Here is a 25,624-nt window from a genome sequence, read left to right as displayed (position 1 = left end):
TCAGTTGGATGGCGAGCCGTCGGATGTGGTCACATCACCTGCGCCGCTTACCGACCGATTGGTCACGAGCAGATGCTCGAGCCGACTGTGCAATTGCTCCGGCAGGTTGTGCTCCACGTCCTGGGTCGCGCGCAGGATAGCCGACCGGAAGCCCTCGGCGCCGGCGCTACCATGGCTTTTCACGACGATGCCCTGGAGCCCTAGAAAGCTGGCACCGTTGTACTGGGCTGGGCGCAGATCGGCTCGAAGCTGACGCAGCAGCGGCAGCGCCAGCGCCCCCACCAGACGAGAAGTCAGCGAACGGCGAAAAAGCGCTTCGACACGCAAGGCAACCATATGCGCCAAGCCCTCGCTGGATTTGAGCAAGATGTTGCCAACGAAGCCATCACACACCGCTACGTCAGTCTCGCCGCGAAATAACCCGTCACCCTCAACGAAGCCCCGATAATTGATATCGCTCGCCTGCTGCAACAGCGCAGCTGCCGCCTTGACCTGCTGGTTTCCCTTGATCTCTTCGGTGCCAACATTCAACAACGAGACTCGCGGTTGCTCGATACCGAGGCTCTGCGCGGCAACCGACCCCATCACCGCGAACTGGTAGAGCTGCTCGGCAGTACAGTCCACATTCGCGCCAAGATCAAGCAATAGGCAGGCGCCTTTAATCGTAGGGATCGCGGTCATCATCGCGGGCCGATCGACCCCGGGCAATGTCTTCAGTACATGACGAGCAAGCGCCATCAAAGCGCCCGTATTGCCAGCACTGATACACGCCTGAGCCTGACCGTCGCGCACCAATTCCAGCGCAACGCGCATGGACGAGCGCGGCTTACTGCGCAACGCCTGCGTCGGACGCTCGTCCATGCCGATCACTTCGTCGGCATCGACAATCGTCAGACGAGCGCGATCCACACCCGGGTGCCGAGCGATGATTTCTTCGAGGATAGAGGATTGGCCAACCAGGGCCAGGTGTAGCGAGGGGACTTCAGCCAGACAATTGAGACTGGCCGGAACAATGCAGTGGGGACCGAAGTCCCCACCCATTGCATCGATCGCTATGATCGGAGCAGACAAGACTTACTCGTCAGCGCCCTTGTCGATCACTTTGCGACCACGGTAAAAACCTTCCGGGGAAACGTGGTGGCGCAGGTGAACTTCACCAGTGCTCTTTTCTACGGACAGGGCGTTCGGCTCGAGCGCGTCATGCGAGCGACGCATGTCACGGGCGGAACGGGATTTTTTGTTCTGCTGAACAGCCATTGGGATCAACTCCTAAACGTTTGGGTCACGCTTTAACTGAGCCAGTACGCTGAACGGGTTGGACCGCGATACCTCGTCCTCATTCGGCTCGGGCTCATCAGGCCCAGCCGGCGGCTGGCAAACTTCTTGGTCATGGAGTGGAACAATCGGAAGAGCAAGCAGAAGCTCCTCTTCAACCAGCGCCAGCAGATCCAGAGGATCCTCTCCCACTTCCAGCACGTCATAGCCCTTAGGCAGGTGCTGGCTGCTCGAACCCTCATTCACGACGGCATAATCGCATTCGCTGTGAATAGGCAGAACAACCGGCTCCAGACAGCGCTGGCAAATCATTGTGACCTCAACATCCAGCTCGCTGTGGATGACCACAGTGCGCTGCTCGTCGCGCCCAAAGTCAAAACTGGCGCGCACCACACCTTTGTCGTCCTCGAGAGGATCGACGAGCCGCTTCAGCCCAGACAATTGCAGCTCACCTTTCAGGTTAGCCGCTCGGTCAGCGAGCTTGCGCGGATCTACGTGCGGAGGTATTGGTCCTTTCAACATAAGCGCGGCATTCTAGGGATGCACCTCTCGACTGTCAAAGGAATTCAGCCGCACAATTGAGCTCGGCCGACCACCGATCTGATCGATATATATAGGAAGGAAAAATGCGCCGCCTGCTTCTCGCATCAAGCTCCCCCTACCGACGCGAACTGCTCTCACGACTGCATCTGGCGTTCGACTGCGCCTCCCCGGAAATAGACGAGACCGCGCATGCTGGAGAACAGCCGGAGCAACTGGTGCGCCGACTGGCCCACGAAAAGGCTCAAGCACTGGCGCCAGCCTATCAGGACCACCTGATCATCGGCTCGGACCAGGTCGCGGTGCTTGAACAAAGCATCCTTGGCAAGCCTTACGCATTCGAGCGAGCGAGACTGCAATTGCAAGCCTGCAGTGGCAAAAGTGTGCAGTTCTTAACCGCGCTGGCGCTACTGGACAGCCGGACCGGGAGCACCCAGGTCGATTGCGTCAGCTTCACAGTCCATTTCCGAGACCTTGATGACCTGCAGATCGAGCGCTACCTACACGCCGAACAACCTTACGATTGTGCGGGCAGCTTCAAGGCTGAAGGGCTGGGTATCAGCCTGTTCCGCGCCACCGAAGGATCGGACGTGACCAGCCTGATCGGGTTGCCACTGATCAGACTGGTCGACATGCTGAACAACGTCGGAGTCAAAGTTCCCTGACCCTCAGCCATGGAGAACTATCGCAGTTGCGGCCCCTGGAACCCCATCCACAGCGCCAACTGAGCACCAACGCTTGCACCAAGCTTCTTGGTGAAACGATCCAGCGCGGAATCCTTGACAGTGAAGTCCACCAGCTCCTCTTCCCCAATCACTTCGCGCGCCACGTAGCTGGTATTGCCCAGACCGTCGATCAGCCCGAGCTCAAGCGCCTGCTCGCCGGACCAAATGAGGCCGGAAAACAGCTCGGGATGATCGGCGACCTGCAGCCGATCACCACGTCCTTGCTTGACGCTGTCGATGAACTGGCGATGAGTGATGCCGAGCACGTCGCGCCAAAATTTGGTTTCTTCCGGCTTTTCAGGCTGGAACGGATCGAGGAACGCCTTGTGTTCGCCCGACGTATAAACCCGGCGCTCCACACCCAACTTAGCCATCGTCTCGACAAATCCGAACGTCGCTGCAGTCACTCCAATTGAACCGACCAGGCTCGATTTGTCGGCATAGATTTCGTCTGCAGCGCTGGCAATGTAATAGGCGCCCGAGGCTCCTAGATCGGCAATAACCGCATAGACCTTGATGTCGGGGTGCTCGCCACGCAGCCGCCTGATCTCGTCATAAATGTAACCCGACTGTACCGGACTGCCCCCTGGGCTATTGATTCGTAGAACTACGCCCTTGGTTTTGGAATCTTCGAAGGCCGCACGCAGCGCCCCGACAACGTTATCCGCACTCGCCGACTCTTCATCAGCGATCATGCCGCGAACATTGATGACTGCAGTATGACTGGCACTCCCACTCCCGCTGTCACCGATATGCAACAAAGGCGAGAACATCAGCAGCGCACCGAAAAGATAGATGAAGGTCAGCAGTTTGAAGAATATCCCCCACCGCCGAGCCCGCCGTTGCTCCTGGACACCGGCGAGCAAGGTTTTTTCCAGTAGCTTCCAGCTATTGCGATCGTCCTGCTGTTCATTCACAGGCGCCTTCCAATCATCCGACATACGCAACTACCTCTGCTGTACCTGCGGAGCGCAGCCAATCGCCAAGCTCCGAAAAACGATTGATGGTCATACGCGGCGAGTACGCCCGCAGCACGTCGAGCGGCTGCGCACCGTAGGAGACCGCAACGCTGTCTACGCCAGCTCGCCGAGCCATTTCGAGATCGAATACCGAATCCCCTACCATCAAGGCCCGCTCGGGACCAACCCCGCAATGTGCCAGAATCTCATGGATCATTAATGGATCAGGTTTGCTCGCGGCTTCATCCGCGCAACGGGTTACATCGAAAAAATCGCTCCAACCCTGCCCATCCAGCACCCTGTCCAACCCGCGCCGCCCTTTTCCGGTCGCCACGGCAAGCAGATGCCCCTGGTCACGAAACTGCTGCAGCGCCAGCGCGACTCCGGGGTAGAGTTCCGACGGCTCAGCTTCCAGCATGAGGTAGTGCTCGGCATAGGCACGACGAAACGCCTCAGCGGTGCCCACATCCGTGACATGCGGATATAGCACCGCAACTGCCTCTGGCAAGCCCAGCCCAATGATTCCCTTTATGGCCGTTTCATCGAGGGCCGGCAGATTGCAGCTGGTTGCGGCAACGGAAATGGATTCGACAATACGGCCGATGGAGTTCACCAGCGTTCCATCCCAGTCGAAGATCAACAGCTCGTATTTACTCACCAAGCCTCTCCAGCGTCCGAGCCCAGACATCATCAACCGGCGCTTCCAGGCTCAGTTCGCCGCCGTCAGGCAAAGGCACTTTCAACGCATAGGCGTGCAGAAATAAGCGCTTGCCGCCCAGATCACGAATGACCTTGGAAAACTCTTCGTCGCCATACTTGCTGTCGCCCGCGATTCCGTGCCCGGCGTGAAGCGCATGGACGCGAATCTGGTGGGTCCGACCCGTTATCGGCCTAGCCTCGACCAGCGTGGCAAAATCGCCGAAACGACGCAGCACACGGAAAAGCGTCAACGCGTCCTTGCCCTCTTCAGTGACCTCAACCATGCGCTCACCCGAGCGCAGCGTGTTCTTCATGAGCGGTGCATTCACCTGCTTCCTGCCGGTCTCCCAGCGCCCTCGCACAAGCGCCATGTAACGCTTATCGACACCATCGCCGCGCAATTCCTGATGCAGATGGCGCAGCATGCTGCGCTTCTTCGCAACCATCAGCAGCCCGGACGTATCACGGTCCAGGCGATGCACCAACTCGAGTTCTTTCGCATCAGGACGCAGTTGGCGCAGCGCCTCGATGACACCAAAACTAAGCCCGCTGCCACCGTGCACCGCTATGCCTGCAGGCTTGTTCAGCACAATAAGCGCCTTGTCTTCATAGACGATCGCCGCTTCCAGGCGCTCGAGAAGCCCTTGCGCAACAGGGACCGCCTCGTCACGCTCTGGAAGCCGAAGCGGCGGTACACGGATTACATCGCCGGCCTGGAGCTTATATTCAGGCTTTATCCGCCCCTTGTTCACCCGCACTTCGCCTTTGCGCAATATGCGATATATCAGTGTTTTGGGGACACCCTTGAGCTGAGTACGAAGAAAGTTGTCGATGCGCTGGCCGGCAAGCTCCGGCGCGACTTCGAGCATTTGCACGCCGGAGGTCTGAGAAAGGGTATTGGTCATCGGCGGATGATATCAATTTTCATGGATTTGAAGCACTTAAACATTGCTGTTATAGTCCCGAACGCCGCCAAAAGTGGCCAGGTCAACGAATGCCAGCGAAACCGCCATTCCTGACCCAGCAATGTTCGAGGACGTGAGGCCGTCCGACGGAGCTTCCCTCAAGTAGCGGTGAAGCCCCGAAACAAGCCTTGAAGACATGATGCGTGACCCCACTGGGGAATCGCGATAATCGATAACCCGCTCGGATTCTGCGAGCGGCACCCGATTTTCAAAGTATGAGTGTTGGGTGGAGATGTACAGCCATCGGATTGCGTAGCACAGGCTTTCATAGACGCTTCATTCCGTCCGCTACCAATGGCTGATTCCTCCTCCCGAACCATTGCTTCTGTTCCGACAGCAAGCAGGAGACGTCGTCGCGACGCCGGCCCAACTGGCCTTACATCGCTGGACACTGGAGTGCCTTACAACCATTCCTGACTCACCTGACACCGACCGCGAGAGTCGTGTGTGCCGAACGCCGTTTCCGCTGCCCTGGAAACCGACGGTACTACATGAAAAGAATGCTAATTAACGCAACTCAGCCTGAAGAGTTGCGTGTCGCACTGGTCGACGGCCAGCGCCTGTTCGATCTCGATATCGAATCCGGTGCCCGTGAACAGAAGAAAGCCAACATCTACAAAGGCAAGATCACCCGTGTCGAGCCCAGCCTCGAAGCCGCTTTCGTTGATTTCGGCGCAGACCGCCACGGTTTTCTTCCCCTGAAAGAAATCTCCCGCGAGTATTTCAAGAAGGCCCCCGAAGGCCGCGTCAACATCAAAGACGTGCTGAGCGAAGGCCAAGAAGTCATCGTCCAGGTCGAGAAAGAAGAACGTGGCAACAAGGGCGCTGCCCTGACCACCTTCATTAGTCTGGCCGGCCGCTACCTTGTTCTGATGCCGAACAACCCACGCGCCGGCGGCATCTCTCGCCGCATCGAAGGCGAGGAACGCAACGAACTCCGTGAAGCGCTGAATGGCCTCGATGTTCCCGCCGATATGGGCCTGATCGTTCGAACCGCTGGGCTCGGTCGTTCAAGTGAAGAAATGCAATGGGACCTGGATTACTTGCTGCAGCTCTGGAGCGCGGTAAAGGAGGCCTCGCAGGATCGCCCCGCCCCGTTCCTGATCTATCAGGAATCCAATGTCATTATCCGCGCCATTCGCGACTATCTGCGCCAGGACATCGGCGAAGTACTGATCGATAGCGTCGAAGCCCAGAACGAAGCCCTGTCCTTCATCCAACAAGTCATGCCGCAGTACGCCAGCAAGATCAAGCTGTACGAAGACAGCGTGCCTCTGTTCAACCGCTTCCAGATCGAAAGCCAGATCGAAACCGCCTTCCAGCGCGAAGTGAAGCTACCGTCCGGCGGATCCATCGTCATCGACCCGACCGAAGCACTGGTGTCCATTGATATCAACTCGGCGCGCGCCACCAAGGGCGGCGATATCGAGGAAACCGCGCTACAGACCAACCTGGAAGCGGCCGAGGAAATCGCTCGCCAGCTGCGTCTGCGCGATATCGGTGGCCTGATTGTAATCGACTTTATCGACATGACCCCGGCGAAGAACCAGCGCGCCGTGGAAGAAAAAGTTCGCGAAGCACTCGAGGCTGATCGCGCCCGAATCCAGGTCGGACGTATCTCGCGCTTCGGCCTGTTGGAAATGTCCCGTCAACGCCTGCGTCCGTCGCTCGGCGAGACCAGCGGCATCGTCTGCCCTCGCTGTAATGGTCAAGGCATCATTCGTGACGTCGAGTCGCTGTCGCTGGCGATCCTGCGCCTGATCGAAGAAGAGGCGCTGAAAGACCGCACGGCAGAGGTTCGCGCCCGCGTCCCGTTCCAGGTCGCCGCATTCCTGCTCAACGAGAAGCGCAACGCCATCACCAAGATCGAATTGCGCACCCGCGCGCGCATCTTCATCCTGCCGGACGATCATCTGGAAACGCCGCACTTCGAAGTGCAGCGTCTTCGCGATGACAGCCCGGAGATCATCGCGGGTCAGGCCAGCTACGAGATGAGCCCGACCGAAGTCGAGGAAGCCCAACCGGTCAGCTCGACACGCACACTGGTTCGCCAGGAAGCGGCGGTGAAAACTGCCCCTCCACGAACAGCGCCCGCACCTACGCCTGCCGCCGCGCCAGCAGAAGTCGCCGCGCCGGCCGCCCAGGAGCCGAGCCTGTTCAAAGGGCTGGTCAAATCGCTGGTCGGTCTCTTCGCCGGCAAGCAGGAAGCACCGGCTGCTGAAGTGAAGCAGAAGCCCGCGACCAGCAGCCGTCCGCAGCGCAACGACGAGCGCCGTAGCGGCCGCCAGCAGAACCGTCGCCGTGATTCACGCGGCAATCGCGACGAAGAACGCAAGCCGCGCGAAGAGCGCGCCCCACGAGAAGAGCGTCAGGCTCGCGAGGAACGTCAGCCACGCCSTYMKYGTGAAGAGCGCAAGCCACGCGAAGCCCGCGAGCCGGTCGAGGCCAACGATAGCCCGGCGCAGCCACAACCGCGTCGCGAGCGCACGCCGCGCGAAGACCGTCAGCCCCGCGAAGAGCGCAAGCGCGAATTGCGCGCACCGCTCGACGAACAAGCCCAGATTGCACCAGCTCCTGCTGTTAGCGAGGAAGTCACCGAGCGTAAACCACGCCCACCTCGCGAAGAGCGTAAGCCTCGGGCAGAGCAAACCGCAAACGCGGAAGAACTGCAGCAAAATGAGACTGCGGAGGTTGCTCAAGAGGAACAGGAATCGACCGAAGGCAGCGATCGTCCGCGTCGCCGCTCCCGTGGTCAGCGTCGCCGCAGCAACCGCCGTGATCGCCAGCGTGATTCCAACGGCAATGAGATTGGTGACGAGGCCGAGAGCAACGTTGCCGAAGTCAGCGAAAGCAATGCGCCTGTGAAATCCGAGCAGGTTGCCATCGCCGCGACCGCGGCCGCCCTGGCGGCAAATACGGCCGATACCGACGCAGCGCCAGCGGCTATCCAGCCTGAGACGGCCCCGGAAACACCAGCATCAGTCGAAGCCGTCGACGAAACAGCCAATATAACCGAAGCGGTACAGCCAGCCGAAGTTGTCGCAGTGCCAGCAGCCGAAGCCACGACGCCGGCCATCGTGGAAGCCGAGCCAGCCCCTGCCCCGCAGGAAACCAGCCAACCGTTGGCAGCTGAGCCTGAGGTCGTGCAGGCCCAGGTCACGCCGGCGTCCGAGCAGCCTACTCCGGCGCCAATCGAGCCGGTAACACCAGCTCTGACGGCAACCGGCCGTGCGCCCAACGACCCACGCGAAGTACGTCGTCGTCGCCTCGAGCAGGAGCGTCTGGCCAAAGAGGCAGCCGAAGCCGAGGCGAAATCCGCCGAAGCGAACGCTTCAGCCGAAGCACAGGCGCCAGCGGAGCTGGCAAGCCCTGAAATCGTTGTCAGCGAGGCGGTTAATGTTGCATCGGTCGAGCAATCAATCGTCGATGCGGTCAGCAGCAAGGAAGAGCAGGCCGTTGAACGGGCGCAACCACAAACGGCCGAACCAGAAGCCGAACAGGCCGTCACAGAAGTTGTTCAGCCCGACGAGGTGGAGCCGGTCAAGCCCACTGCGGAAGCTGAGCCTGAGGTAGCCGACGAAGCCGCCGAGCAGGATGACGCCAACAAGCGCCAGAACTGACAGGCACAGCAGTCAAAAAGGGATGCTTCGGCATCCCTTTTTTGTGTCCAGTGTCCCGTCCTGAATAGGGTTTACACCTTCTGATCTGTTTTCCAGGAGGATGCGATGGAATCAGCAGAAAGGCGTAGCCAGCGAGACTACACGATGACTTTTAAATTATCGGTCGTCGATCAGGTCGAAAAAGGCGAGCTGACCTATAGAGAGGCTCAGGAGCGTTACGGGATTCAAGGCAAGACGACCGTTCTGACGTGGTTACGCAAGCACGGTCGGCAAAACTGGAATCCAGGCGCATACATCGGCTCGCCGAGGATGGGGACCATGCCCGAGCAAAACCGCCCGCTAACGCCAGAGCAACGCATCAAAGAACTTGAAGAGCAACTCAAGCTGTCCAATCAGAAAGCGCAGTTTTTCGAAGCTGTCGTGGATGTCTTGCAAACTGACTATGGTCTATCTGTCATAAAAAAGCGTCCCGGCAAGTCCTTTCGCAAAAGCGCATCCAAAACCTGAGCATCAGCAGGGCTTGCCAGTTCATGGGGATAAGCCGACAGGCTTACTACAAGCGCAATCGCGCCGACATTACGCGTCTGGTTCTGGATCAGAAAGTAGCTGATTTCGTTACGCAAAAGCGCCTGCGGCAACCCCGCATGGGGACGCGGAAGCTGCATTATTTGCTGCATTGCCAGCCACAGTATGAGCTGCGAGTGGGTCGAGACCGTTTGTTTTCAATTTTGCGCGAGAGACGTTTATTAGTGGCCCGCAAGCGGGCGTATCACAAGACGACCGACAGCCATCATCGCTTTCGGCGGCATCCGAACCTGCTCAAAGCGGGTCCTGATCAGGTGGTTCCAAGCGGCCCGGAGCAAGTCTGGGTGGCTGACATTACCTATCTGCCCACCCAAGAAGGTGTGGCCTATCTGAGCCTTGTGACGGATGCTTTTTCGCGCAGAATCATGGGCTATCACGTCCATGAAAACCTGCACGCCGAGTCGGTAGCTTAGGCGCTGCGTCGAGCAGTGAGTCAGCGCCAAACCGTGCAGCCGCTGATCCACCACTCGGACAGAGGCAGCCAGTACTGTTCGGGAACGTACCAGGCACTGCATGCCAAACATGGCATCAGGTGCTCGATGACGGACGGCTATGACTGTTATCAAAACGCCCTGGCAGAGCGGGTCAACGGGATATTGAAGACCGAGCTTTTGCTCAAGAGACCACAGGATTTAACCCAGGCGAAGAAGATGGTGAGCGAGTCGGTAGCAATATACAACCGCGAGCGTCCGCACCAGTCTTTGAAATATCAAACGCCCAATGCGATGCACCGGACGTTTGGGTGAAACAGGTGTAAACCTATTTCAGGACTAGACACAGGTGCCCATCGCTAGAGCCAGGAAGACAGTGTCTAGCCGGGTACGGGGGGCAATACTTGCGGGAAATACAGGTGCATCGCCGATAATCCGCGACGCGGTATACATCGCCAAAGCAACAGACGCGCGCAGCCCGCCACACCAACGATTAGTGCGACCGAACGGACTCCGTATTAGATAATGTTCGGCTCTATTTCCAGTTGCACACCAAAGCGCTCGGCAATATCTGCCTGTATGTGCTGAGCCAAATTCAGGATCTGCCGACCGGTGGCCTGACCATAGTTGACGAGCACTAACGCCTGCAGCCGGTGCACTCCCGCATCGCCGTCTCGATAGCCCTTCCAGCCCGCACGCTCGATCAGCCACCCAGCGGCAAGCTTGACCTGTGCTTGTCCTTGTGGAAACGCCACCAGATCCGGGTATTGCGCCTGCAATGCATCAGCAATCGACTGAGGGACCAATGGGTTCTTGAAGAAGCTGCCAGCATTGCCCAGCACTTGGGGGTCGGGCAGCTTCTCGCTACGAATTGCACAGACCGCACGGCTTACATCCGTTGGCGTGGGGCATTGGATATCGTGCTGTTGCAACCATTGGCGCAGAGGGCCGTATTCAAGCTTCAGATTTGCCGTTCGCTGCAGCAAAAAGCGCACCCGCAGAATGATGTAGCGCCCGGCCTCGCGCTTGAACAAGCTGTCACGGTAGCCGAACTGGCACGCTTGCAGATCGAATTCAACGAGACCTCCAGTTTCACGGTCCAGTGCGGTCAGCCCAGCGAACACGTCTTTGATTTCGACGCCATATGCACCAACGTTCTGAATCGGTGCAGCGCCAACGGTACCGGGGATCAGGCTGAGGTTTTCCAGGCCGGACAAACCGAGCTCCAGGCTGTGCAGCACGAAAGGATGCCATGGCTCTCCTGCCGCCGCCTCGATCACCACCCGCTCGCCGTCGTCCTCAAGCACCAACACGCCCCGGCTGGCCATGCGCAGCACCAGCGCGTCCACATCTGCGGTAAGCACGAGGTTGCTGCCACCGCCGAGTATCCACAGCGGCACACCAAGGCGGCGCGCCTCGGCGAGCGCCTCGGTTACCTCCTGGTCGTCATGAGCCTCGGCAAAGCGCGCCGCGCGAGCCTCGACAGCCATCGTATTGAATGCTTTGAGCGAGCGGTTCTGTTCGATGAGAAGAGTCACAGACGCTCCTTGACCTCGTTGAGCAGCGCTGCAGATGCCTTTTCAATCAGATCGAGCACCTGCTCGAAACCGTCCTGGCCGCCGAAATACGGATCGGGCACAGCGTCTTCGCCCAGATTGTATCGGCGCAGGAACAGGTCCAGCTCCCCGCGCGAATCCAACGGTCGCAGTGTCTGCAACCGCTCCAGATTGTCATGATCCATCGCCAGGATCAGATCGAAGCGCTGGAAATCCTCGACTGCCACCTGCCGCGCTCGTAGCGTGCCGAGATTGTAGCCTCGCCTGGCGGCCGCTTGGCAAGAGCGCTGATCCGGCCCCTTACCGACATGCCAATCACCCGTCCCCGCAGAATCGACGGAGATGCGACTTTCCAGCCGGGCGTCCTGCACGTACTTGCGAAACACCGCCTCAGCCGTGGGTGATCGGCAGATGTTGCCCATGCAGACGAACAGGATGTTCACGCTCAGGCTCTGAGCTGCTTGCGCACACGCTCGAGATCTTCGGCGGTGTCGACTCCAGCCGGAGGCGCCTCGACCGCATCAGCGACGTGGATACGCTTGCCATGCCAAAGTGCCCGTAACTGCTCGAGGCATTCGGTGTTTTCCAACCAGCAAGGGCCCCAGGCAACGAAGTCAGCCAGGAATCCGGCCCTGTAGGCATAGATACCGATATGCCGGCGGTACGGAACATCAGCCGGAAGCGCATCCCTGTCACGGGCGAACTCGTCCCGAGCCCATGGCAGCGGCGCACGACTGAAGGTCAACGCCAAACCGTTGATATCGCTAAGTACCTTCACAACGTTGGGATTGAACAAAAATTGCGGATCGCTGATCGGCTCGGCAAGCGTGGATATGGCCGCTTCCGGATGCGCGTCGAGATTGTGCGCGACCTGATCGATCACCGAAGGAGGAATCAACGGCTCATCGCCCTGCACATTGACGACGATCGCATCAGCCGCAAGGCCCAGTTTGCCAGCTACTTCGGCGAGGCGATCAGTACCTGAGTTGTGATCGACACGCGTTAACAACACTTCCGCGCCGAAGGCTTGGCAAGCTTCAAGAATCCGCAGGTCATCGGTAGCAACCACCACCCGCTGCGCACCGCTCTTGCAGGCTTGCTCCCAGACGTGACGAATCATCGGCTTGCCCGCGATGTCCTGCAGCGGCTTGCCAGGCAGGCGGCTGGATGCATAACGCGCCGGAATAACAACGGTGTAAGGGCTGCTCATTTGTCCAGGCGCTCGTCCACTTCCAGGGTGCGGGCTTCACTTTCCAGCATTACGGGAATGCCGTCCCGCACCGGGAAGGCCATGCCATCGGCTTTGCAGATCAGTTCGGACTTGTCATCGGTGAGCTTCAGCGGGCCCTTGCAGAGCGGGCAGGCGAGAATGTCGAGCAGTTTGGTATCCATGCGCAGTCCTTGGATGCAGCCGACCGCACCTGGCAGATCGAGCGGCTTAGGGATGTTCGGGCAGCAATCGGTCTAGCTGGGCATCGAACCAGGTCACGAACGCCGCCGATGGCTCGGCCTGCACCTGCAGATAACACCAGCCCGGCAGCGCGAATGCCCGGCATTTGACCGCATCCTTCTCAGTCATCACCAAGGGTAGCTCGGGGCTGAAACTCAGCTGCTCCAGGCTATAGCGGGCGTGATCGGCGAAGGGGTGCGGAATCGGCCGCCAGTGTAGCGCCTCGAGCGTGGTGAAGAAACGCTGTGGATTGCCGATCCCGGCAACGGCGTGCAGAGCCTGGCCTGGCGGGAAATGGTCAAGCGTCCAGGCCTGCTCACTGATCAGCTCGATCAACCGTGATGGCTGCAAGGCAAAGGCGAAACCGGACGAGCTGTCGGTCGGCGCCCCGTTGAAAAGCACCGCGTCAACCGATTCCAACCGCTCGATCGGCTCACGCAGCGGGCCCGCGGGCAGGCAACGACGATTGCCCAGACCGCGCGCAGCATCGATCAGTACCAGTTCGAGGTCGCGAGCCAGTCGGTAATGCTGCAAACCGTCGTCGGAAAGAATGAGATCGAGTGGCTCGCACTTGAGCAGCTCGCGAGCGGCCCGGGATCGATCCGGATCGATCATGACCGGTACGCCCGTTCGCTGCGCGATCAACAGCGGCTCGTCGCCCGCTTCAGTCGCCAATTGGTCGGGCATCACTCGCCAGGGGTGCGACGGTGGCGTGGCGCCGTAGCCACGGCTGATCACGCCGACTTTCAGGCCGCGACGGCGGCAATGTTCGATGAGCCAGAGAATCAGCGGAGTCTTACCGGTCCCGCCAACGGTGATATTACCCACCACCACCACAGGCACCGGAGCACGGTAACGATCGGTCGCTCCGCTGACGAATTTCTTTCGTTTGGCAATTACCACACGCCGGTAGAGTGCCTCCAGTGGCGCGAGTAAAGCCAGGGCTGGATGCCCTTCGTACCAGGCGCGCTGCAGACGATGGGAAAAGGACATCAGGGCTCCGGCTGGGCCTCGACGGTGGTGATACGAAGATGCGCAAAACCCAGTTTTCCAGCCGCATCCATGGCGGTAATGACAGCCTGATGCGGGGTTTTGCCATCGGCACTGATGATCATCGGCAGGCCGGTATCCCCGCCAGACTCTTTACTGAGCGCGGCCATCAATGTGCTCAGGTCATGCTTGATCAACGTCTTGCCGTTCAGGGTAAAGCTGCCATCGACATCGATGACTACTTCCAGCTGCTTTTTCTCGACATCCTGGGGCGGTGTACCGCTGGCCGCTTCAGGCAAATCCACCTTGAGCTGTGTTTCGCGGGTAAAAGTTGTGGTCACCACAAAGAACAGCAACAAGATGAACACCACATCGATCAGCGGGGCCAAGCCGATGTCGACGTTTTCTCGCGCTTTGCGTCGAAACTTCACGCCTTGCCCTCACCCAGATCGACGTCACGGTCACCCTGTACGACCTCGACCAGCTTGATTGCCTCCTGCTCCATTCCGACCACCAGCTCTTCGACACGGCGCAGCAGGAAACGGTGGAAAAACAAGGCCGGGATGCCAACCATCAGACCAGCTGCCGTGGTGATCAACGCTTTGGAGATACCCGCGGCGAGCAAGGGTGCGTTGGCCATGCCGGAACCCATGAAGGCGCTGAAGATTTCGATCATCCCGAGCACAGTGCCGAGCAGGCCGAGCAACGGTGCGATGCCGGCAATGGTGCCCAACGCATTGAGGTAGCGCTCAAGGTCATGAACGACACGCGCCGCAGCCTCCTCGATACACTCTTTCATAATCTCCCGGCCGTGCTTGGAATTGGCTAGGCCCGCAGCCAGGATCTCGCCGAGTGGCGAATCCGCGCGCAGCTCCTTGAGTTTCTGGTTGCTGAGTTTCTTGTCCTTGATCCATTTCCATACCTGACCAAGCAGATGCGGCGGAGTCACACGGCTAGGCCGGAGCGTCCACAGCCGTTCGGCGACGATGCCGGCAGCCGCGACGGAACACAGGATGATTGGCAGCATTATCCAGCCGCCCGCTTTAACCAGCTCCCACACGAGATGAATCCCCCACGAAAAAGTGGCGCCACTCTAGCATAGGGCCGACAGGCCGCCGACGGCCTCGGTTCTCATTTTTCCCGCCAGAATCGCCGTTCGGCGCGCAATCCTCGAATGGGTTCGAAACGACCGAGACGGATCTGCAGAGCGCCTAGTTCAGCCGTATCGAAAATCGGGGTGCCCGATGCCTGCAGACGCTGCACCACATCTGGATGCGGATGACCGAAGGCGTTGTGCAGGCTGCGCGAGACAAGCGCGCCTTCGGCGCCGGCTGCCTCGATAAACGCGGTTGAAGATGAACTGCGACTACCATGATGCGGCACCAGCAACCACCGCACGCCCAGCGGTATATCGCTCGCCAACAGCGCCTGCTCGGCCGGCACATCGATATCCCCCGTCAATAGCAGGCGCTCACCGCCCGCTTCGACCAACAGTACACACGAGGATTGGTTTCCATCCCCGGCTTGCGACCACCGCCAGAGCGTAAAACTGACCTGCTCCCACTCCCAGTGTTCTCCTGAGCGACACCCTTCAGCCTCCAGCGAGGCAGGCAAGCTTTCCGGCTCACCGCTGAGCACCCGCGCCACTGGCATCAGCCGTTGAATCGCCAGAGCGCCTCCAGCGTGATCGCTGTCGGCATGGCTGAGGATCATCAGATCGAGGTCAGCCAATCCCAATGTCTTCATCGACGGAAACACAACCCGCTCGCCAATATCGAAGTCGCCATAGCGCGGCCCCGCGTCATACAACAGCGCATGCTCATGGGTACGCACCAGCACGGCCAGCCCCTGGCCAACGTCAAGCACCCAGACCTCCGCCTGCCCCGCCGTGGGTTTATTTACCGGTGGAAACAACAACGGCGCGAGAAGCACCAATCCTAAAGTCCTAAATGGCACCCCTGCCGGCAACAAAAGCAGCAGCATTCCCAGCGCGACCAGCACCCAGCCCCATATCGGCAAGGAGGCCGGTAGCCACGCGGACTGCCAGTCAGCAAGCCATCGCAGCGTATCGAAGAGCAACGCCAACAAGCCACCCGCCAGCCAGAGCAAGCATTCACCAACGCCTGGCAACCAGAGCAGCGAAGTGCCCAACAAGGACAGCGGTACGATCAGCATGCTGACCAGCGGCACCGCGAAAAGATTGGCGATTGGACTGCTCAGGCTCACCGGCAAGCCCAGCGCAAGCAATACCGGCAACAGGCCGAGCGACATGCTCCACTGCGCGCGACCCAGGGCTTGCCACCAGCCCCAACTGCCCAATCGGCCACGGAAGACCAAGGCGAGCAGCGCCACGGCTAAGAAGGACAACCAGAACCCCGATTGCAAACTGACTAAAGGATCGATCAGCAGGACGCCATCAAGCGCGACTAGCAGTGGTAACCAGACACCGAGATGGCGAAACCGCAAGCGCCACAAGAGCACCAGGGCGACCATTACCGAGGCTCGCTGAACCGGGACCTCGAAGCCCGCCAGCCAACCGTATGCGAGAGCACCAAACAGCGCCAGACCGCAGGCACAGGGCAGCCAGGCGATTCGGCGCGGCCAGATTCCCCAACGCGCCATTAGTGCAACCAGGCCATAGAGTAAACCGGCCAGCATCCCAACATGCTGTCCAGAAATCACCATCAAGTGCACTGTCCCGGTGTCCTGCAGGATGCGCCAGTCTGACGTGGACAAACCGCTGTCATCGCCAACCACTAGCGCTGCAATTGCACCCGAGCGTCCCTGGGCGTCAACTGCCATCAAGCGTTGGCGCAACCGGTCGCGCCACGCCAGGTTCCCATCTGCAAACGCCACCCGCTCGCCTGCTTTAATCGTGCCACTGGCACCGATCCGACGCGCAAGAAGCCAGGCCTCGTAATCGAACGGATGAGGATTGACCAGGCCACGTGGCCTTTTGAGCTTGGCGGCGAGCCTCCATCGCTCTCCTGCCTGAATCATCGGCCCGCCGTACCAGGCCAGGCGCATCCGCGAAGGCAAGCCGGAATGCCGGGACGAGACATCAACCAGCTCGAAGCGCACTACACCGCCACGAACATCCGGTAGCCCCGCCACCCGCCCTTCAAGCCAGAAGGTACGGCCGTCAAGTTCGGTCGGGAGGCGATCGCTTAAGACCCAATGAGCACTCAGGCAAGCCCATCCGAGCCCAAGCAGGAAGCATCCAAGTGCTCGCCAGCGGAATGGCAACAAGACCAGTCCCGTCACGAGTACAAAAGGCAATGCCGACAACGGTGGCAGTTGCGGTAGAAAGCGCAGCAGTAAAAGCCCTGCTGCCAGCGCCAGCATTGCCGTACGCATGGTACATCTCCTGGATTCCTTTCCAGAGGCCCAGCCGTCCAAGGGAGACGGTTGCCGAACCATAGTGGATCGCCGACACCCCGTCGGCTTCTACAGTGTAGAATCTATGTCACAAACTCATCTCAGCGCCGGGTCTCGTTTCAGGCATAATCGGACGCGCTTCAGCCCGCCAGAGAATCTTCATGCCGCGTCGTTTTTTCAAACGCTACATGCCGCACCCCGATCGCTTAAAGACCCACAAATCTTTGCGATTTCTCGGCACCCTGACTCACGATCCGAACCTGCTCCACCTCAACCGGCATTCGGTTTCCAGAGCAATGGCCATTGGCCTGTTCTGGGCCATGATTCCGATGCCCATGCAGATGTTGGCCGCCGCGCTATGTGCGGTGCCAGCCAGGGCTAACCTGCCGATAGCCGTTGGGCTGGTCTGGCTGACCAATCCGCTGACCATGCCACCGGTTTTTTATTGCAGCTACAAGGTCGGCGCCTGGCTGCTGGACACCCCGGTTTCGCCTATGCCAATGGAGCTGACCCTTGCCTGGGTGCAGAAGATGCTCAGCAGCCACTGGGAGCCCTTATATTTAGGCTCTCTAGTGGTCGGCCTCGTCTTGGCCGTGCTGGGTTACGTGGCGACACAGGCCTATTGGCGCTGGTGGGTCAGCCGCAGTTGGCGCAGGCGTCAGGCGGGCCGCCGCTGACGCCTGCGCCCTACTCGTAACGCAACGCTTCGGCGGGTTGAGTCTGTGCGGCACGCCAGGCGGGATAGAGCGTCGCCAGGAAACTCAGGATCAATGCGGCCAATGTCACCAACAGCACGTCTTCCAGGCGCAGTTCTGACGGCAGGGTGTTAATGAAATAAACGTCGGAGCTAAAGATATGCTGGCCCGATACCCGCTCCAACCACCCCACCAGCGTACTGACGTTGAACGCGCCCAGCACACCTAGGACGGTACCTATCAGCGTGCCGGTCAGGCCAATGATGCTGCCCTGCACCATGAAAATCGTCATGATCTGACGGGGCGTCGCCCCCAGGGTGCGCAAAATCGCGATATCGGCACGCTTGTCGGCCACCACCATGATCAAGGTGGCGATAATGTTGAAAGCGGCAACCGCCACGATCAGCAGAAGCAGCAGCCCGATCATGGTCTTTTCCATCTTCATGGCGCTGAACAGACTGCCCTGAGTGAGCGACCAATCCTCGCTGCGGTAATCGGCACCAAGCCTGGCAACGAGGTCGTGCCCAACCTCCGGAGCGCGATACAGATCTGCCAATCTGAGCCTGACACCTTCGACCTGGTCCGGTTGCCAGCGAAGAATCCGCGCCGCATCGGTCCGATGAATCATGGCCAGGCTGCCGTCCAACTCGGCACCTACCTTGAACACCCCAACGACATTCAGGCGCTGCATGCGAGGCGTAATGCCGCCGGGCGCATCGCTGAGTTCCGGCACGATGAGGGTGAGCTTGTCGCCCAGCTTCAGGCCGAATCGACGCGCAGTCATCAACCCGAGAATTACCCCGGACTCACCTGGTTTGAGATCGTCGAGCCTGCCGGCGATCATCTTCGAGCCCAGGGTCGATACTTCTCCTTCTGCCTGTGGATCGATGCCCTTGATCTCGATCGGTTGCATCGAGCCCTTGAACGAAAGCATGCCTTCAAGTTGCGTGATCGGCGCCGTGCCGAGCACTTCGGGGTACGACCGGAGCTGCTTGGCCAGCGACTGCCAGTCATCTACCGGGTGTCCGTCTCCAGCGATCACAGCGTGCGGCACCATACCCAGAATGCGGTTGCTCATCTCACGCTGGAAGCCGTTCATGACGGAAAGCACTATGATCATCGCCAGCACGCCCAGCGAGAGCCCGATCATGGAGGTCAAGGAAATGAAGGAGATGAAATGGTTGCGACGCTTGGCCCGCGTATAGCGACTGCCGATGAAGATGCTGAGCGGCCTGAACATTACCCGGCCACCAACCGGCCGTCTTCCAGGCGCAGAATGTGGTCCATTTGCCCGGCGAGTTGCGGATCGTGAGTAACGACGAGAAACGCAGTGCGCAATGAGCTGCTCAATTCCAGCATCAGGTCCTGAATACCTTGGGCGGTATGGTGATCGAGGTTACCGGTAGGCTCGTCGAGCAGTACCAGCGCCGGGCGGTTGGCCAACGCCCGAGCAATCGCCACACGTTGACGCTCGCCCCCGGACAGCTCCGACGGCTTATGAGCCAACCGATGGCCGAGCCCCACCCGCTGCAGTAATTCGGTCGCCCGCGTGCGCGCTTCAGGTATCGGCGTCTTGCCGATCAACAGCGGCATGCAGACGTTTTCCAGCGCGGTGAATTCGGGCAACAGGTGGTGGAACTGATAGACGAAACCCAGCGCGCGATTACGCAACAGACCGCGATCCTTTTCACTCAGCGCTGAGAGTTCTTCCCCGGCCAGCCAGACGCTGCCTTCGCTGGGCGTATCGAGGCCGCCAAGCAAATTCAGCAGGGTGCTCTTGCCGGAGCCGGAACTGCCGACGATGGCGACACGCTGCCCCGGAAACAACTCCAGCTGCAGGCCGGAAAGCACACTGACCGACTCCGGGCCCTGCTCGTAGCGCTTGCCCAGGTTGCGGCAACTCAGTACCGCGCCATCTTTCAGAGACCTTTCATTCATAACCAGCTCACTCATATCGTAACGCCTCGGCCGGTTGAGTACGGGCCGCACGCCACGCTGGATACAGGGTGGCGAAAAAACTCAGGATGAGCGCGGCGACGCAGACCTGCACCACATCGGCGGTCATCAACCGGGACGGCAGGTAATCGATGAAATACACGTCGGCGCTAAGAAACTTGTGTCCGATCAGCCGCTCCAGCGCGGCGACCCAGGTACTGACATTGAGCGCGGAGAAGATGCCGAGCAAGGCACCTACCAACGTGCCGACCACTCCGATCACCGTGCCTTGGACCATGAAGATTGCCATGATCTGCTTGGGCGTCGCGCCAAGCGTACGCAAAATCGCTATGTCGCCGCGTTTGTCAGTTACGACCATTACCAGCGTCGAGATGATGTTGAAAGCTGCCACTGCGACGATTAGCAACAACAGCAGGCCGATCATGGCCTTCTCCATGCGGATCGCCTGATAGAGGTTGCCGTGGGTGCGAGTCCAGTCGCGAGAATAGAAATCGTCACCCAGCTGACCCGCCAGTTCCCACGCAATGCGTGGCGCCTGGAATAGATCGACGAAACGCAGGCGCAGCCCTTGGACCTGATCGGGCTTCCAGCGATGCAGTCGTGCGAGATCGGAAATATTAGCCATCGCCACGTAACCGTCGATCTCACCCGCACCAACATGAAAAATGCCGCGTACGGTGAAGCGCTTCATCCGCGGAAAAACACCCGCTGGGGTGACCGTCACTTCAGGAGCCACGAACGTGATCTTGTCACCGACACCGACCCCCAGTTTTTCGGCCGCCTTGTCACCGATAACGATGCCAAATTCGCCGGGCGCTAGGTCTCCTAGCGTGCCCTCACGAAAGAATTGGCCAACAATGGAGACATCCGGCTCGACCGCTGGATCCACTGCATTAATGAGTGTCTTGGTGACCTGACCCCGATAGGTCAGCAGACCCTGCATTTGAATGAACGGCGCGACTGCCGCGACTTGTGGATGCTGCGCGAGCCGCTGCCCCAACGCTTTCCAGTCGTCGATTGGCGTCGCGCTTTCAATCGTGGCGTGCGGGACCATGCCCAGCACACGACTGCGCATTTCTTGATCGAAACCGTTCATCACCGACAACACGACAATCATCACCAGCACGCCGAGCGCGAGCCCGATCATGGATGTAAAAGATATGAAGGAGACGAAGAGGCTGCGACGTCTGGCGCGTGTGTAGCGCGCTCCGATATACACGGACAGCGGTCTGAACATAAATCGATGAGTTCGCTTTCGCTGGCAGGAAATAACAAGCTGAATGACGTTGCCAGGCGGCCTGATACACTCAAGCCATCATTGCAGCTCGGGGATCGACATGCCCATAGAAGACACCGAAGATCGCCGCGAATACTATCGTATCGAGGACATGATCGCACTGGAAATCCTGTCGCCGGAACACGCCGAAACAGTCTCCCGTAGCGGCTCGATGCAGCTGTTCGATTTGCTTGGTGAACTGCATCAGCTCGACTTCGAAGCGCAGTACCTGCTGCGTCAGATAGCGGAGGGGAACCGCACGCTAGCCAACTATCTGAAGGTGCAAAACAAGCGCATCGACCTGCTGGGCCAGGCGCTGGCGCAGGACCTGTTAAAAGATCATGGTTCGGTACGCGAGGTGGTGCTCTCGGAAGGCGGCATCAGTTTCGTCAATGATCAGCCGCTCGACGAAGACACGACCTGGACGCTCAAGCTCGTGTTGATGCCACAATGTCTGGGCCTGTTGTTGCGTGCCCGCATAGCGAGCTGTCAACCCCTAGACGATGGACGCTTTGCAATCGGCACGTCCTTCGAAGCGTTGACTGATGCACAACGGCAACTGCTCGCGCGACATATCCTGCAGAAACAGGCAACCGAACGACGCCTGGCTCGTGAAAGTCTGCAAGGAACCTGAACATGCATCGACTGGTTATCCCACTTCTGACATTTGGTCTCTGCATCCCGGCACAGGGCGACATCATCCACATTCCCATTGGCCAACAAGGTCAAACCCAACAGCCTTTGCCCAATCGCGGCGACGCCAAGAACCAAGTACTCGAGCGCTTCGGTCTTGCCGATGAAGAGCATCCTGCTGTAGGGCAGCCGCCGATCACCCGCTGGGATTACCGCGAGTTTTCGGTTTACTTCGAAGGCAATCGGGTGATCGACAGCGTTTTACATCATCAGCGCATCACTCCAGCACAGCGAGATATACAACCGTGACACTGATCTATGGCCATCGTGGCGCAAAGGGTGAAGCTCCGGAAAATACCCTGGTCGGTTTCCAGCAATGCCTCGCCCACGGCGTGCGTCGCTGCGAACTGGATCTGCATCTCTCCAAAGACGGCGAATTGATGGTTATCCATGACCCAACGCTCAAGCGCACCACCGGACGACGCGGCAAGGTCGTCGAGCATGACGCCGAGGAACTGACTCGTTACGACGCGCGCAGCAGCGGGCCCGGCTGGAAACAGCCCTGCCCTATCCCGCGCCTGTCGGAGCTGTTCGAGAAATGCGATTTCGAGCACTGGCAACTTGAAGTCAAAAGCGCGTCGAGAGTCCGTGCCGCTCGTTCGGTGCTCGCAATCAAAGAGCTGGCCGAGCGTTATGGCCTGCTTGATCGGATCACCGTCACATCCGGATCACGGGAAGTGTTGCGGGCCCTGAAGCGCCTGACCCCGGAAATATCGTGCGGACTGGTCGCCGAATACGCCTGGCTCGACCCTCTGAAAGTGGCCAAGCAATACGGCTGCGAGCTGCTGGCGCTTAAGTGGACGCTGTGCACGCCCGAGCGGATCGCCAAAGCCCGCCAGCAAGGGCTGCACGTTTCGGTCTGGACCGTGAACGAACCGGCGCTGATGCGTCGGCTCGCGGATTTCGGCGTCGACAGCCTGATTACCGATTACCCTGGCCTCGCCGTCACCACGCTGCGCAGCGCATGAACTGACAAGGGCCGCCCTACCCGGTGGCCCCTTCCTTGCCCTCAAAAGCTTTCCCGATTTGGCCAGCGCCAGTCTCGGGTGTCATCTCCGACCGGCTCAGGCCACCGGTCGGAGCCGTTCAAAAAAGCCGGTTTAGCCCGTCAAACGCAGCAACGCGATAGGCTTCGGCCATGGTCGGGTAATTGAAGGTGGTGTTGATGAAATACTTGAGCGTATTCGCCTCACCCGGCTGGTTCATGATCGCCTGGCCGATGTGCACGATTTCCGACGCCTGATAGCCGAAGCAATGCACGCCGAGCACTGCCAGCGTCTCGCGATGGAAGAGAATCTTCAGCATGCCGACCGGCTCGGCTGAAATCTGCGCCCGCGCCATTCCCTTGAAGAATGCCTTGCCCACTTCGTAGGGAATCTTCGCCTCTGTGAGTTCACGCTCGTTCTTGCCGATCGAACTGATCTCCGGGATCGTATAAATACCCGTCGGCACGTCGTCTACGAAGCGCCAACTATCGTTTTCGACGATGCTGCCGGCGGCGGAACGGCCCTGATCATAAGCTGCACTGGCGAGCGACGGCCAACCGATCACATCACCTGCCGCGTAAATATTGCCGACATCGGTACGGTAGTGTTCGTCGACCTTTATCTGCCCGCGGCTGTTGACCTTCAGACCGATGTTTTCCAGGGCGAGCTTGTCGGTGTTACCGGTTCGTCCATTACACCAGAGGAAGGCGTCCGCCTTGATTTTCTTACCGGACTTAAGATGCAGAATAACGCCGTTGTCGACGCCCTCGACACGCTCGTACTCCTCATTATGGCGAATCAACACATTGTTATTACGCAGGTGGTAACTGAGCGCGTCGGAGATTTCGTCGTCGAGGAAGCTGAGCAACTGTTCGCGGTTGTCGATAAGGTCAACCAGTACCCCGAGACCGCTGAAAATTGACGCATATTCAGAGCCGATCACTCCGGCTCCGTAGATGATAAGGCGGCGTGGCGTATGGCTCAGGGTCAGGATAGTGTCGCTGTCATAAACGCGCGGGTGCGAGAAATCGACATCAGCGGGGCGATAGGGGCGCGAGCCGGTCGCGATGATGAACTGGTTGGCTACCAGCGTTTCAACCATGCCATTGGCACTGACCACTTCTACCGTCTGTTCGTCGGCAAAACTCGCAGTGCCGAAGAAAATATCGATACGGTTACGTGCGTAGTAGCTGGTACGCGAGGTGACCTGTTTGCCGATTACGCTTTCGGCGCTCTTCAGTACGTCTGGGAACGAAAACCAGCGCGGCTCACCAATCTGGCGGAACAGCGGATTGGTGTTGTACTGCATGATCTGGCGCACCGAATGGCGCAGCGCTTTGGACGGGATGGTACCCAGATGGGTGGAGTTGCCGCCCACATGCGGCCTGCTATCGACCACGGCTACCTTACGCCCAGCCTTGACCGCGTTCATCGCCGCGCCTTCGCCGGCAGGGCCCGAGCCTAATACCACCACATCGTAATTGTAGACAGCCATATTCACCCCTGAACACGCAGCAGGCAGCCCTGCCGCTGTTAACGATTTCGGTTGGTCAGGGCGACTGCCATCGCTGGCGTAGCGCTGCCCTTGACCGTTGCGCCGACAACCCGAACGACATCGGCATTGCCGAGCACGAGACTCGGGCCGGCAACCAACAGCCGACCCGATCAATACCAGGGGTCAGCGTCTGGTCGCGTCGTACGCGAGATCTGCTTTTTCATCCTGGTTCGCCTGCGCAGTTACTTCTTCGCACTTCTCGCGGCTACCGCCGCAGATCGAGCATTCTTTTTCGATGCCGAGATTGGCGATGCCGCCGCAGGAACCTGCGATGGGCTTGCGTCCCATGATCACGCCGATGGCCATGCCGAACACGACCAACAGCATGACGAGAAAAACGATCAACCAAGTCATTGCTCTGCTCCCGCACCGAATAGCTCATCGAAGGCCTCAGTGCTTCTGCTTAGGAATTCCTGCCCTTCGCGAACAACGAAGAACGCTGCAATCTTTCGTTCTGTCGCGTACGCCAGCCCCCGCTCGGGACCCATTACCATGAGCACAGTAGACAACCCGTCCGCCCGTAATGTCGAGGGATCGACGACCGTCACGGCCGCCAGATGATGAATGATAGGGGCACCGGTTTGCGGATCGAGCGTGTGCGAATAGCGTTTGCCGTCACGCTCGAAATAGTTGCGATAGTCACCGGAGGTGGAAACGGCAAAACCATCCAATTCGATGATTCGCTGCGCCACTCGCTCGTTATCCCGTGGCGCTTCGATAGCGACGCGCCAGGAAGACCCGTCCGGCTTGCGGCCCCGCGCCTTCAGCTCCCCGGTGATCTCCACCAGATAGCTGTCGACGCCTGACGCCTCAAGCGCTGTCGCTACCTGATCCACCGCGTAGCCGGCGGCAATGCTGTTGAAGTCGACCTGGACAGCCCTGTCCTTGCAAAGCTGCTCGCCATCTACCCGGAGATGATGCTGACCGACGTTCTGCCGAGCCGTGGCGATTTCCTCCGCAGACGGCACCCGCTCGCCTCGCCCCTGCGGACCAAATCCCCAGAGGTTAAGTAGCGGTTCGATGGTCAGATCCAGCGCACCGTCGCTTTCGTCCGAAAGCTGCTGTCCGGCCAGGATCAGCTCACGGACGCCGTCCGGCATGGTCATGCATTCGCCTGCAGACAAAGCATTGAACCTTTCGATATCCGAATCGGCCCGGTAGGTCGACAGTTGCCTGTCGATCTCGGCGAGTATCGACTCGGTTTCGCGCTGTAGCTGCTCCTTATCGGATGCCTCGCGTCCTGCCACGTACTTGACCGTATAGGTACTGCCCATGGTTGGGCCGCTGAAG

The 25,624-nt window shown here is 59.4% G+C and carries 26 protein-coding genes and 1 pseudogene; 7 read left to right on the top strand and 20 right to left on the bottom strand.

All coding sequences use genetic code 11. The features are described from left to right. The 3 genes from plsX to CH92_RS21615 are packed head-to-tail and all read right to left on the bottom strand — an operon-like array spanning position 1 to position 1,797. Positions 1 to 1,071: a phosphate acyltransferase PlsX gene (gene plsX / locus CH92_RS06740; protein ID WP_025241016.1), complete on the bottom strand. Its 1,071-nt coding sequence runs from the start codon at positions 1,069 to 1,071 to the stop codon at positions 1 to 3. A 3-nt stretch (positions 1,072 to 1,074) separates the two neighbouring features. Next, on the bottom strand, positions 1,075 to 1,257 hold the full coding sequence (gene rpmF, locus CH92_RS06735) for a 50S ribosomal protein L32 (protein ID WP_019342480.1): 183 nt from the start codon (positions 1,255 to 1,257) through the stop codon (positions 1,075 to 1,077). A gap of 12 nt (positions 1,258 to 1,269) precedes the next feature. Further along, positions 1,270 to 1,797, bottom strand: coding sequence for a YceD family protein (locus CH92_RS21615; RefSeq protein ID WP_025241015.1), 528 nt, complete (start codon positions 1,795 to 1,797; stop codon positions 1,270 to 1,272). A 104-nt stretch (positions 1,798 to 1,901) separates the two neighbouring features. Here CH92_RS21615 and CH92_RS06725 point away from each other — a divergent pair, with 104 nt between their 5' ends. After that, on the top strand, positions 1,902 to 2,480 hold the full coding sequence (locus CH92_RS06725) for a Maf family protein (RefSeq protein WP_025241014.1): 579 nt from the start codon (positions 1,902 to 1,904) through the stop codon (positions 2,478 to 2,480). A gap of 17 nt (positions 2,481 to 2,497) precedes the next feature. On the opposite strand, the gene CH92_RS06720 is transcribed toward CH92_RS06725, so the two are convergent. Genes CH92_RS06720 through rluC form a run of 3 tightly spaced genes read right to left on the bottom strand, consistent with a single transcriptional unit; the run spans position 2,498 to position 5,103 of the window. Then, on the bottom strand, positions 2,498 to 3,481 hold the full coding sequence (locus tag CH92_RS06720; protein WP_025241013.1) for a S49 family peptidase: 984 nt from the start codon (positions 3,479 to 3,481) through the stop codon (positions 2,498 to 2,500). After that, positions 3,471 to 4,157 (bottom strand): HAD-IA family hydrolase, encoded by a 687-nt coding sequence (locus CH92_RS06715; RefSeq protein WP_025241012.1) that lies wholly within the window; start codon positions 4,155 to 4,157, stop codon positions 3,471 to 3,473. Before CH92_RS06715 ends, CH92_RS06720 begins: the two co-directional genes overlap by 11 nt. Next, complete coding sequence (rluC, locus tag CH92_RS06710) at positions 4,150 to 5,103, bottom strand: 23S rRNA pseudouridine(955/2504/2580) synthase RluC (RefSeq protein WP_025241011.1); 954 nt, start codon at positions 5,101 to 5,103, stop codon at positions 4,150 to 4,152. The genes CH92_RS06715 and rluC overlap by 8 nt, the downstream gene beginning before the upstream one ends. Positions 5,104 to 5,654: 551 nt before the next feature. On the opposite strand from rluC, the gene rne reads away from it, so the two are divergent. Both rne and CH92_RS06695 read left to right on the top strand, forming a co-directional pair. Continuing rightward, complete coding sequence (gene rne / locus CH92_RS06705) at positions 5,655 to 8,783, top strand: ribonuclease E (RefSeq protein ID WP_200869644.1); 3,129 nt, start codon at positions 5,655 to 5,657, stop codon at positions 8,781 to 8,783. A gap of 105 nt (positions 8,784 to 8,888) precedes the next feature. Further along, positions 8,889 to 10,114, top strand: a pseudogene (locus tag CH92_RS06695) (IS3 family transposase). A gap of 203 nt (positions 10,115 to 10,317) precedes the next feature. On the opposite strand, the gene murB reads toward CH92_RS06695, so the two are convergent. From murB to CH92_RS06655, 8 genes are all read right to left on the bottom strand, one after another. Beyond that, positions 10,318 to 11,337 carry a UDP-N-acetylmuramate dehydrogenase gene (gene murB, locus CH92_RS06690; protein WP_025241008.1) on the bottom strand — a complete coding sequence of 340 codons (1,020 nt, stop codon included), beginning with the start codon at positions 11,335 to 11,337 and terminating at the stop codon, positions 10,318 to 10,320. Continuing rightward, the gene (locus CH92_RS06685) at positions 11,334 to 11,798 is read right to left on the bottom strand and encodes a low molecular weight protein-tyrosine-phosphatase (RefSeq protein WP_025241007.1); all 465 of its coding nucleotides are present in this window, start codon (positions 11,796 to 11,798) and stop codon (positions 11,334 to 11,336) included. Before CH92_RS06685 ends, murB begins: the two co-directional genes overlap by 4 nt. A gap of 2 nt (positions 11,799 to 11,800) precedes the next feature. Next, positions 11,801 to 12,565 (bottom strand): 3-deoxy-manno-octulosonate cytidylyltransferase, encoded by a 765-nt coding sequence (gene kdsB, locus CH92_RS06680; RefSeq protein WP_025241006.1) that lies wholly within the window; start codon positions 12,563 to 12,565, stop codon positions 11,801 to 11,803. Further along, positions 12,562 to 12,747 carry a Trm112 family protein gene (locus CH92_RS06675; RefSeq protein WP_025241005.1) on the bottom strand — a complete coding sequence of 62 codons (186 nt, stop codon included), beginning with the start codon at positions 12,745 to 12,747 and terminating at the stop codon, positions 12,562 to 12,564. Before CH92_RS06675 ends, kdsB begins: the two co-directional genes overlap by 4 nt. A gap of 46 nt (positions 12,748 to 12,793) precedes the next feature. Next, on the bottom strand, positions 12,794 to 13,798 hold the full coding sequence (gene lpxK, locus CH92_RS06670; protein WP_025241004.1) for a tetraacyldisaccharide 4'-kinase: 1,005 nt from the start codon (positions 13,796 to 13,798) through the stop codon (positions 12,794 to 12,796). Beyond that, positions 13,798 to 14,226 carry an ExbD/TolR family protein gene (locus CH92_RS06665; protein WP_025241003.1) on the bottom strand — a complete coding sequence of 143 codons (429 nt, stop codon included), beginning with the start codon at positions 14,224 to 14,226 and terminating at the stop codon, positions 13,798 to 13,800. Before CH92_RS06665 ends, lpxK begins: the two co-directional genes overlap by 1 nt. After that, positions 14,223 to 14,855, bottom strand: coding sequence for a MotA/TolQ/ExbB proton channel family protein (locus CH92_RS06660; protein ID WP_025241002.1), 633 nt, complete (start codon positions 14,853 to 14,855; stop codon positions 14,223 to 14,225). The genes CH92_RS06665 and CH92_RS06660 overlap by 4 nt, the downstream gene beginning before the upstream one ends. A 71-nt stretch (positions 14,856 to 14,926) precedes the next feature. Further along, positions 14,927 to 17,152: a DNA internalization-related competence protein ComEC/Rec2 gene (locus CH92_RS06655; RefSeq protein WP_025241001.1), complete on the bottom strand. Its 2,226-nt coding sequence runs from the start codon at positions 17,150 to 17,152 to the stop codon at positions 14,927 to 14,929. A gap of 182 nt (positions 17,153 to 17,334) precedes the next feature. Between CH92_RS06655 and CH92_RS06650 the strand changes: the two genes are divergently transcribed. After that, positions 17,335 to 17,850, top strand: a complete 516-nt coding sequence (locus tag CH92_RS06650) for a DUF2062 domain-containing protein (RefSeq protein ID WP_025241000.1) — start codon at positions 17,335 to 17,337, stop codon at positions 17,848 to 17,850. A gap of 10 nt (positions 17,851 to 17,860) precedes the next feature. Here the strand turns inward: CH92_RS06650 and CH92_RS06645 are convergent, their stop codons facing one another. The 3 genes from CH92_RS06645 to CH92_RS06635 are packed head-to-tail and all read right to left on the bottom strand — an operon-like array spanning position 17,861 to position 21,061. Then, positions 17,861 to 19,108, bottom strand: coding sequence for a lipoprotein-releasing ABC transporter permease subunit (locus CH92_RS06645; RefSeq protein ID WP_025240999.1), 1,248 nt, complete (start codon positions 19,106 to 19,108; stop codon positions 17,861 to 17,863). Next, a complete protein-coding gene (gene lolD / locus CH92_RS06640) occupies positions 19,108 to 19,806 on the bottom strand; it encodes a lipoprotein-releasing ABC transporter ATP-binding protein LolD (protein ID WP_025240998.1) in 699 nt (232 codons plus the stop codon). Before lolD ends, CH92_RS06645 begins: the two co-directional genes overlap by 1 nt. A 7-nt stretch (positions 19,807 to 19,813) precedes the next feature. Further along, entirely contained in the window at positions 19,814 to 21,061 is a 1,248-nt protein-coding gene (locus tag CH92_RS06635; RefSeq protein WP_025240997.1) for a lipoprotein-releasing ABC transporter permease subunit, read from the bottom strand. 100 nt (positions 21,062 to 21,161) lie between these two features. Between CH92_RS06635 and CH92_RS06630 the strand changes: the two genes are divergently transcribed. The 3 genes from CH92_RS06630 to CH92_RS06620 are packed head-to-tail and all read left to right on the top strand — an operon-like array spanning position 21,162 to position 22,761. Continuing rightward, on the top strand, positions 21,162 to 21,734 hold the full coding sequence (locus CH92_RS06630) for a PilZ domain-containing protein (protein WP_025240996.1): 573 nt from the start codon (positions 21,162 to 21,164) through the stop codon (positions 21,732 to 21,734). 2 nt (positions 21,735 to 21,736) lie between these two features. Next, positions 21,737 to 22,042 (top strand): hypothetical protein, encoded by a 306-nt coding sequence (locus tag CH92_RS06625; RefSeq protein ID WP_025240995.1) that lies wholly within the window; start codon positions 21,737 to 21,739, stop codon positions 22,040 to 22,042. Further along, on the top strand, positions 22,039 to 22,761 hold the full coding sequence (locus CH92_RS06620; protein WP_025240994.1) for a glycerophosphodiester phosphodiesterase: 723 nt from the start codon (positions 22,039 to 22,041) through the stop codon (positions 22,759 to 22,761). The genes CH92_RS06625 and CH92_RS06620 overlap by 4 nt, the downstream gene beginning before the upstream one ends. Positions 22,762 to 22,879: 118 nt before the next feature. On the opposite strand, the gene sthA is transcribed toward CH92_RS06620, so the two are convergent. The 3 genes from sthA to CH92_RS06605 all read right to left on the bottom strand — a co-directional run bounded on the left by sthA (position 22,880) and on the right by CH92_RS06605 (position 25,608). Then, on the bottom strand, positions 22,880 to 24,274 hold the full coding sequence (sthA, locus tag CH92_RS06615) for a Si-specific NAD(P)(+) transhydrogenase (protein WP_025240993.1): 1,395 nt from the start codon (positions 24,272 to 24,274) through the stop codon (positions 22,880 to 22,882). 183 nt (positions 24,275 to 24,457) lie between these two features. Next, positions 24,458 to 24,688, bottom strand: a complete 231-nt coding sequence (gene nqrM / locus CH92_RS06610; protein WP_025240992.1) for a (Na+)-NQR maturation NqrM — start codon at positions 24,686 to 24,688, stop codon at positions 24,458 to 24,460. Next, on the bottom strand, positions 24,685 to 25,608 hold the full coding sequence (locus CH92_RS06605) for an FAD:protein FMN transferase (protein ID WP_025240991.1): 924 nt from the start codon (positions 25,606 to 25,608) through the stop codon (positions 24,685 to 24,687). Before CH92_RS06605 ends, nqrM begins: the two co-directional genes overlap by 4 nt. Between the last annotated feature and the right edge of the window lie 16 nt (positions 25,609 to 25,624).

The organism is Stutzerimonas stutzeri, assembly GCF_000590475.1.
GTDB classification, from domain to species: domain Bacteria; phylum Pseudomonadota; class Gammaproteobacteria; order Pseudomonadales; family Pseudomonadaceae; genus Stutzerimonas; species Stutzerimonas stutzeri_D.
The sequence above is the reverse complement of the archived record's forward strand: the minus strand, read 5'-3'. Positions and strand labels throughout refer to the sequence as shown.

What these genes read in the sequence shown, in the direction of transcription:
- rpmF (WP_019342480.1), bottom strand. Translation starts at nt 1,257, where the DNA reads ATGGCTGTTCAGCAGAACAAAAAATCCCGTTCCGCCCGTGACATGCGT.
- CH92_RS21615 (WP_025241015.1), bottom strand. Translation starts at nt 1,797, where the DNA reads ATGTTGAAAGGACCAATACCTCCGCACGTAGATCCGCGCAAGCTCGCT.
- CH92_RS06725 (WP_025241014.1), top strand. Translation starts at nt 1,902, where the DNA reads ATGCGCCGCCTGCTTCTCGCATCAAGCTCCCCCTACCGACGCGAACTG.
- CH92_RS06720 (WP_025241013.1), bottom strand. Translation starts at nt 3,481, where the DNA reads ATGTCGGATGATTGGAAGGCGCCTGTGAATGAACAGCAGGACGATCGC.
- rluC (WP_025241011.1), bottom strand. Translation starts at nt 5,103, where the DNA reads ATGACCAATACCCTTTCTCAGACCTCCGGCGTGCAAATGCTCGAAGTC.
- kdsB (WP_025241006.1), bottom strand. Translation starts at nt 12,565, where the DNA reads ATGAGCAGCCCTTACACCGTTGTTATTCCGGCGCGTTATGCATCCAGC.
- CH92_RS06675 (WP_025241005.1), bottom strand. Translation starts at nt 12,747, where the DNA reads ATGGATACCAAACTGCTCGACATTCTCGCCTGCCCGCTCTGCAAGGGC.
- lpxK (WP_025241004.1), bottom strand. Translation starts at nt 13,798, where the DNA reads ATGTCCTTTTCCCATCGTCTGCAGCGCGCCTGGTACGAAGGGCATCCA.
- CH92_RS06655 (WP_025241001.1), bottom strand. Translation starts at nt 17,152, where the DNA reads ATGCGTACGGCAATGCTGGCGCTGGCAGCAGGGCTTTTACTGCTGCGC.
- CH92_RS06650 (WP_025241000.1), top strand. Translation starts at nt 17,335, where the DNA reads ATGCCGCGTCGTTTTTTCAAACGCTACATGCCGCACCCCGATCGCTTA.
- CH92_RS06645 (WP_025240999.1), bottom strand. Translation starts at nt 19,108, where the DNA reads ATGTTCAGGCCGCTCAGCATCTTCATCGGCAGTCGCTATACGCGGGCC.
- lolD (WP_025240998.1), bottom strand. Translation starts at nt 19,806, where the DNA reads ATGAATGAAAGGTCTCTGAAAGATGGCGCGGTACTGAGTTGCCGCAAC.
- CH92_RS06635 (WP_025240997.1), bottom strand. Translation starts at nt 21,061, where the DNA reads ATGTTCAGACCGCTGTCCGTGTATATCGGAGCGCGCTACACACGCGCC.
- CH92_RS06630 (WP_025240996.1), top strand. Translation starts at nt 21,162, where the DNA reads ATGCCCATAGAAGACACCGAAGATCGCCGCGAATACTATCGTATCGAG.
- CH92_RS06625 (WP_025240995.1), top strand. Translation starts at nt 21,737, where the DNA reads ATGCATCGACTGGTTATCCCACTTCTGACATTTGGTCTCTGCATCCCG.
- sthA (WP_025240993.1), bottom strand. Translation starts at nt 24,274, where the DNA reads ATGGCTGTCTACAATTACGATGTGGTGGTATTAGGCTCGGGCCCTGCC.
- nqrM (WP_025240992.1), bottom strand. Translation starts at nt 24,688, where the DNA reads ATGACTTGGTTGATCGTTTTTCTCGTCATGCTGTTGGTCGTGTTCGGC.
- CH92_RS06605 (WP_025240991.1), bottom strand. Translation starts at nt 25,608, where the DNA reads ATGGGCAGTACCTATACGGTCAAGTACGTGGCAGGACGCGAGGCATCC.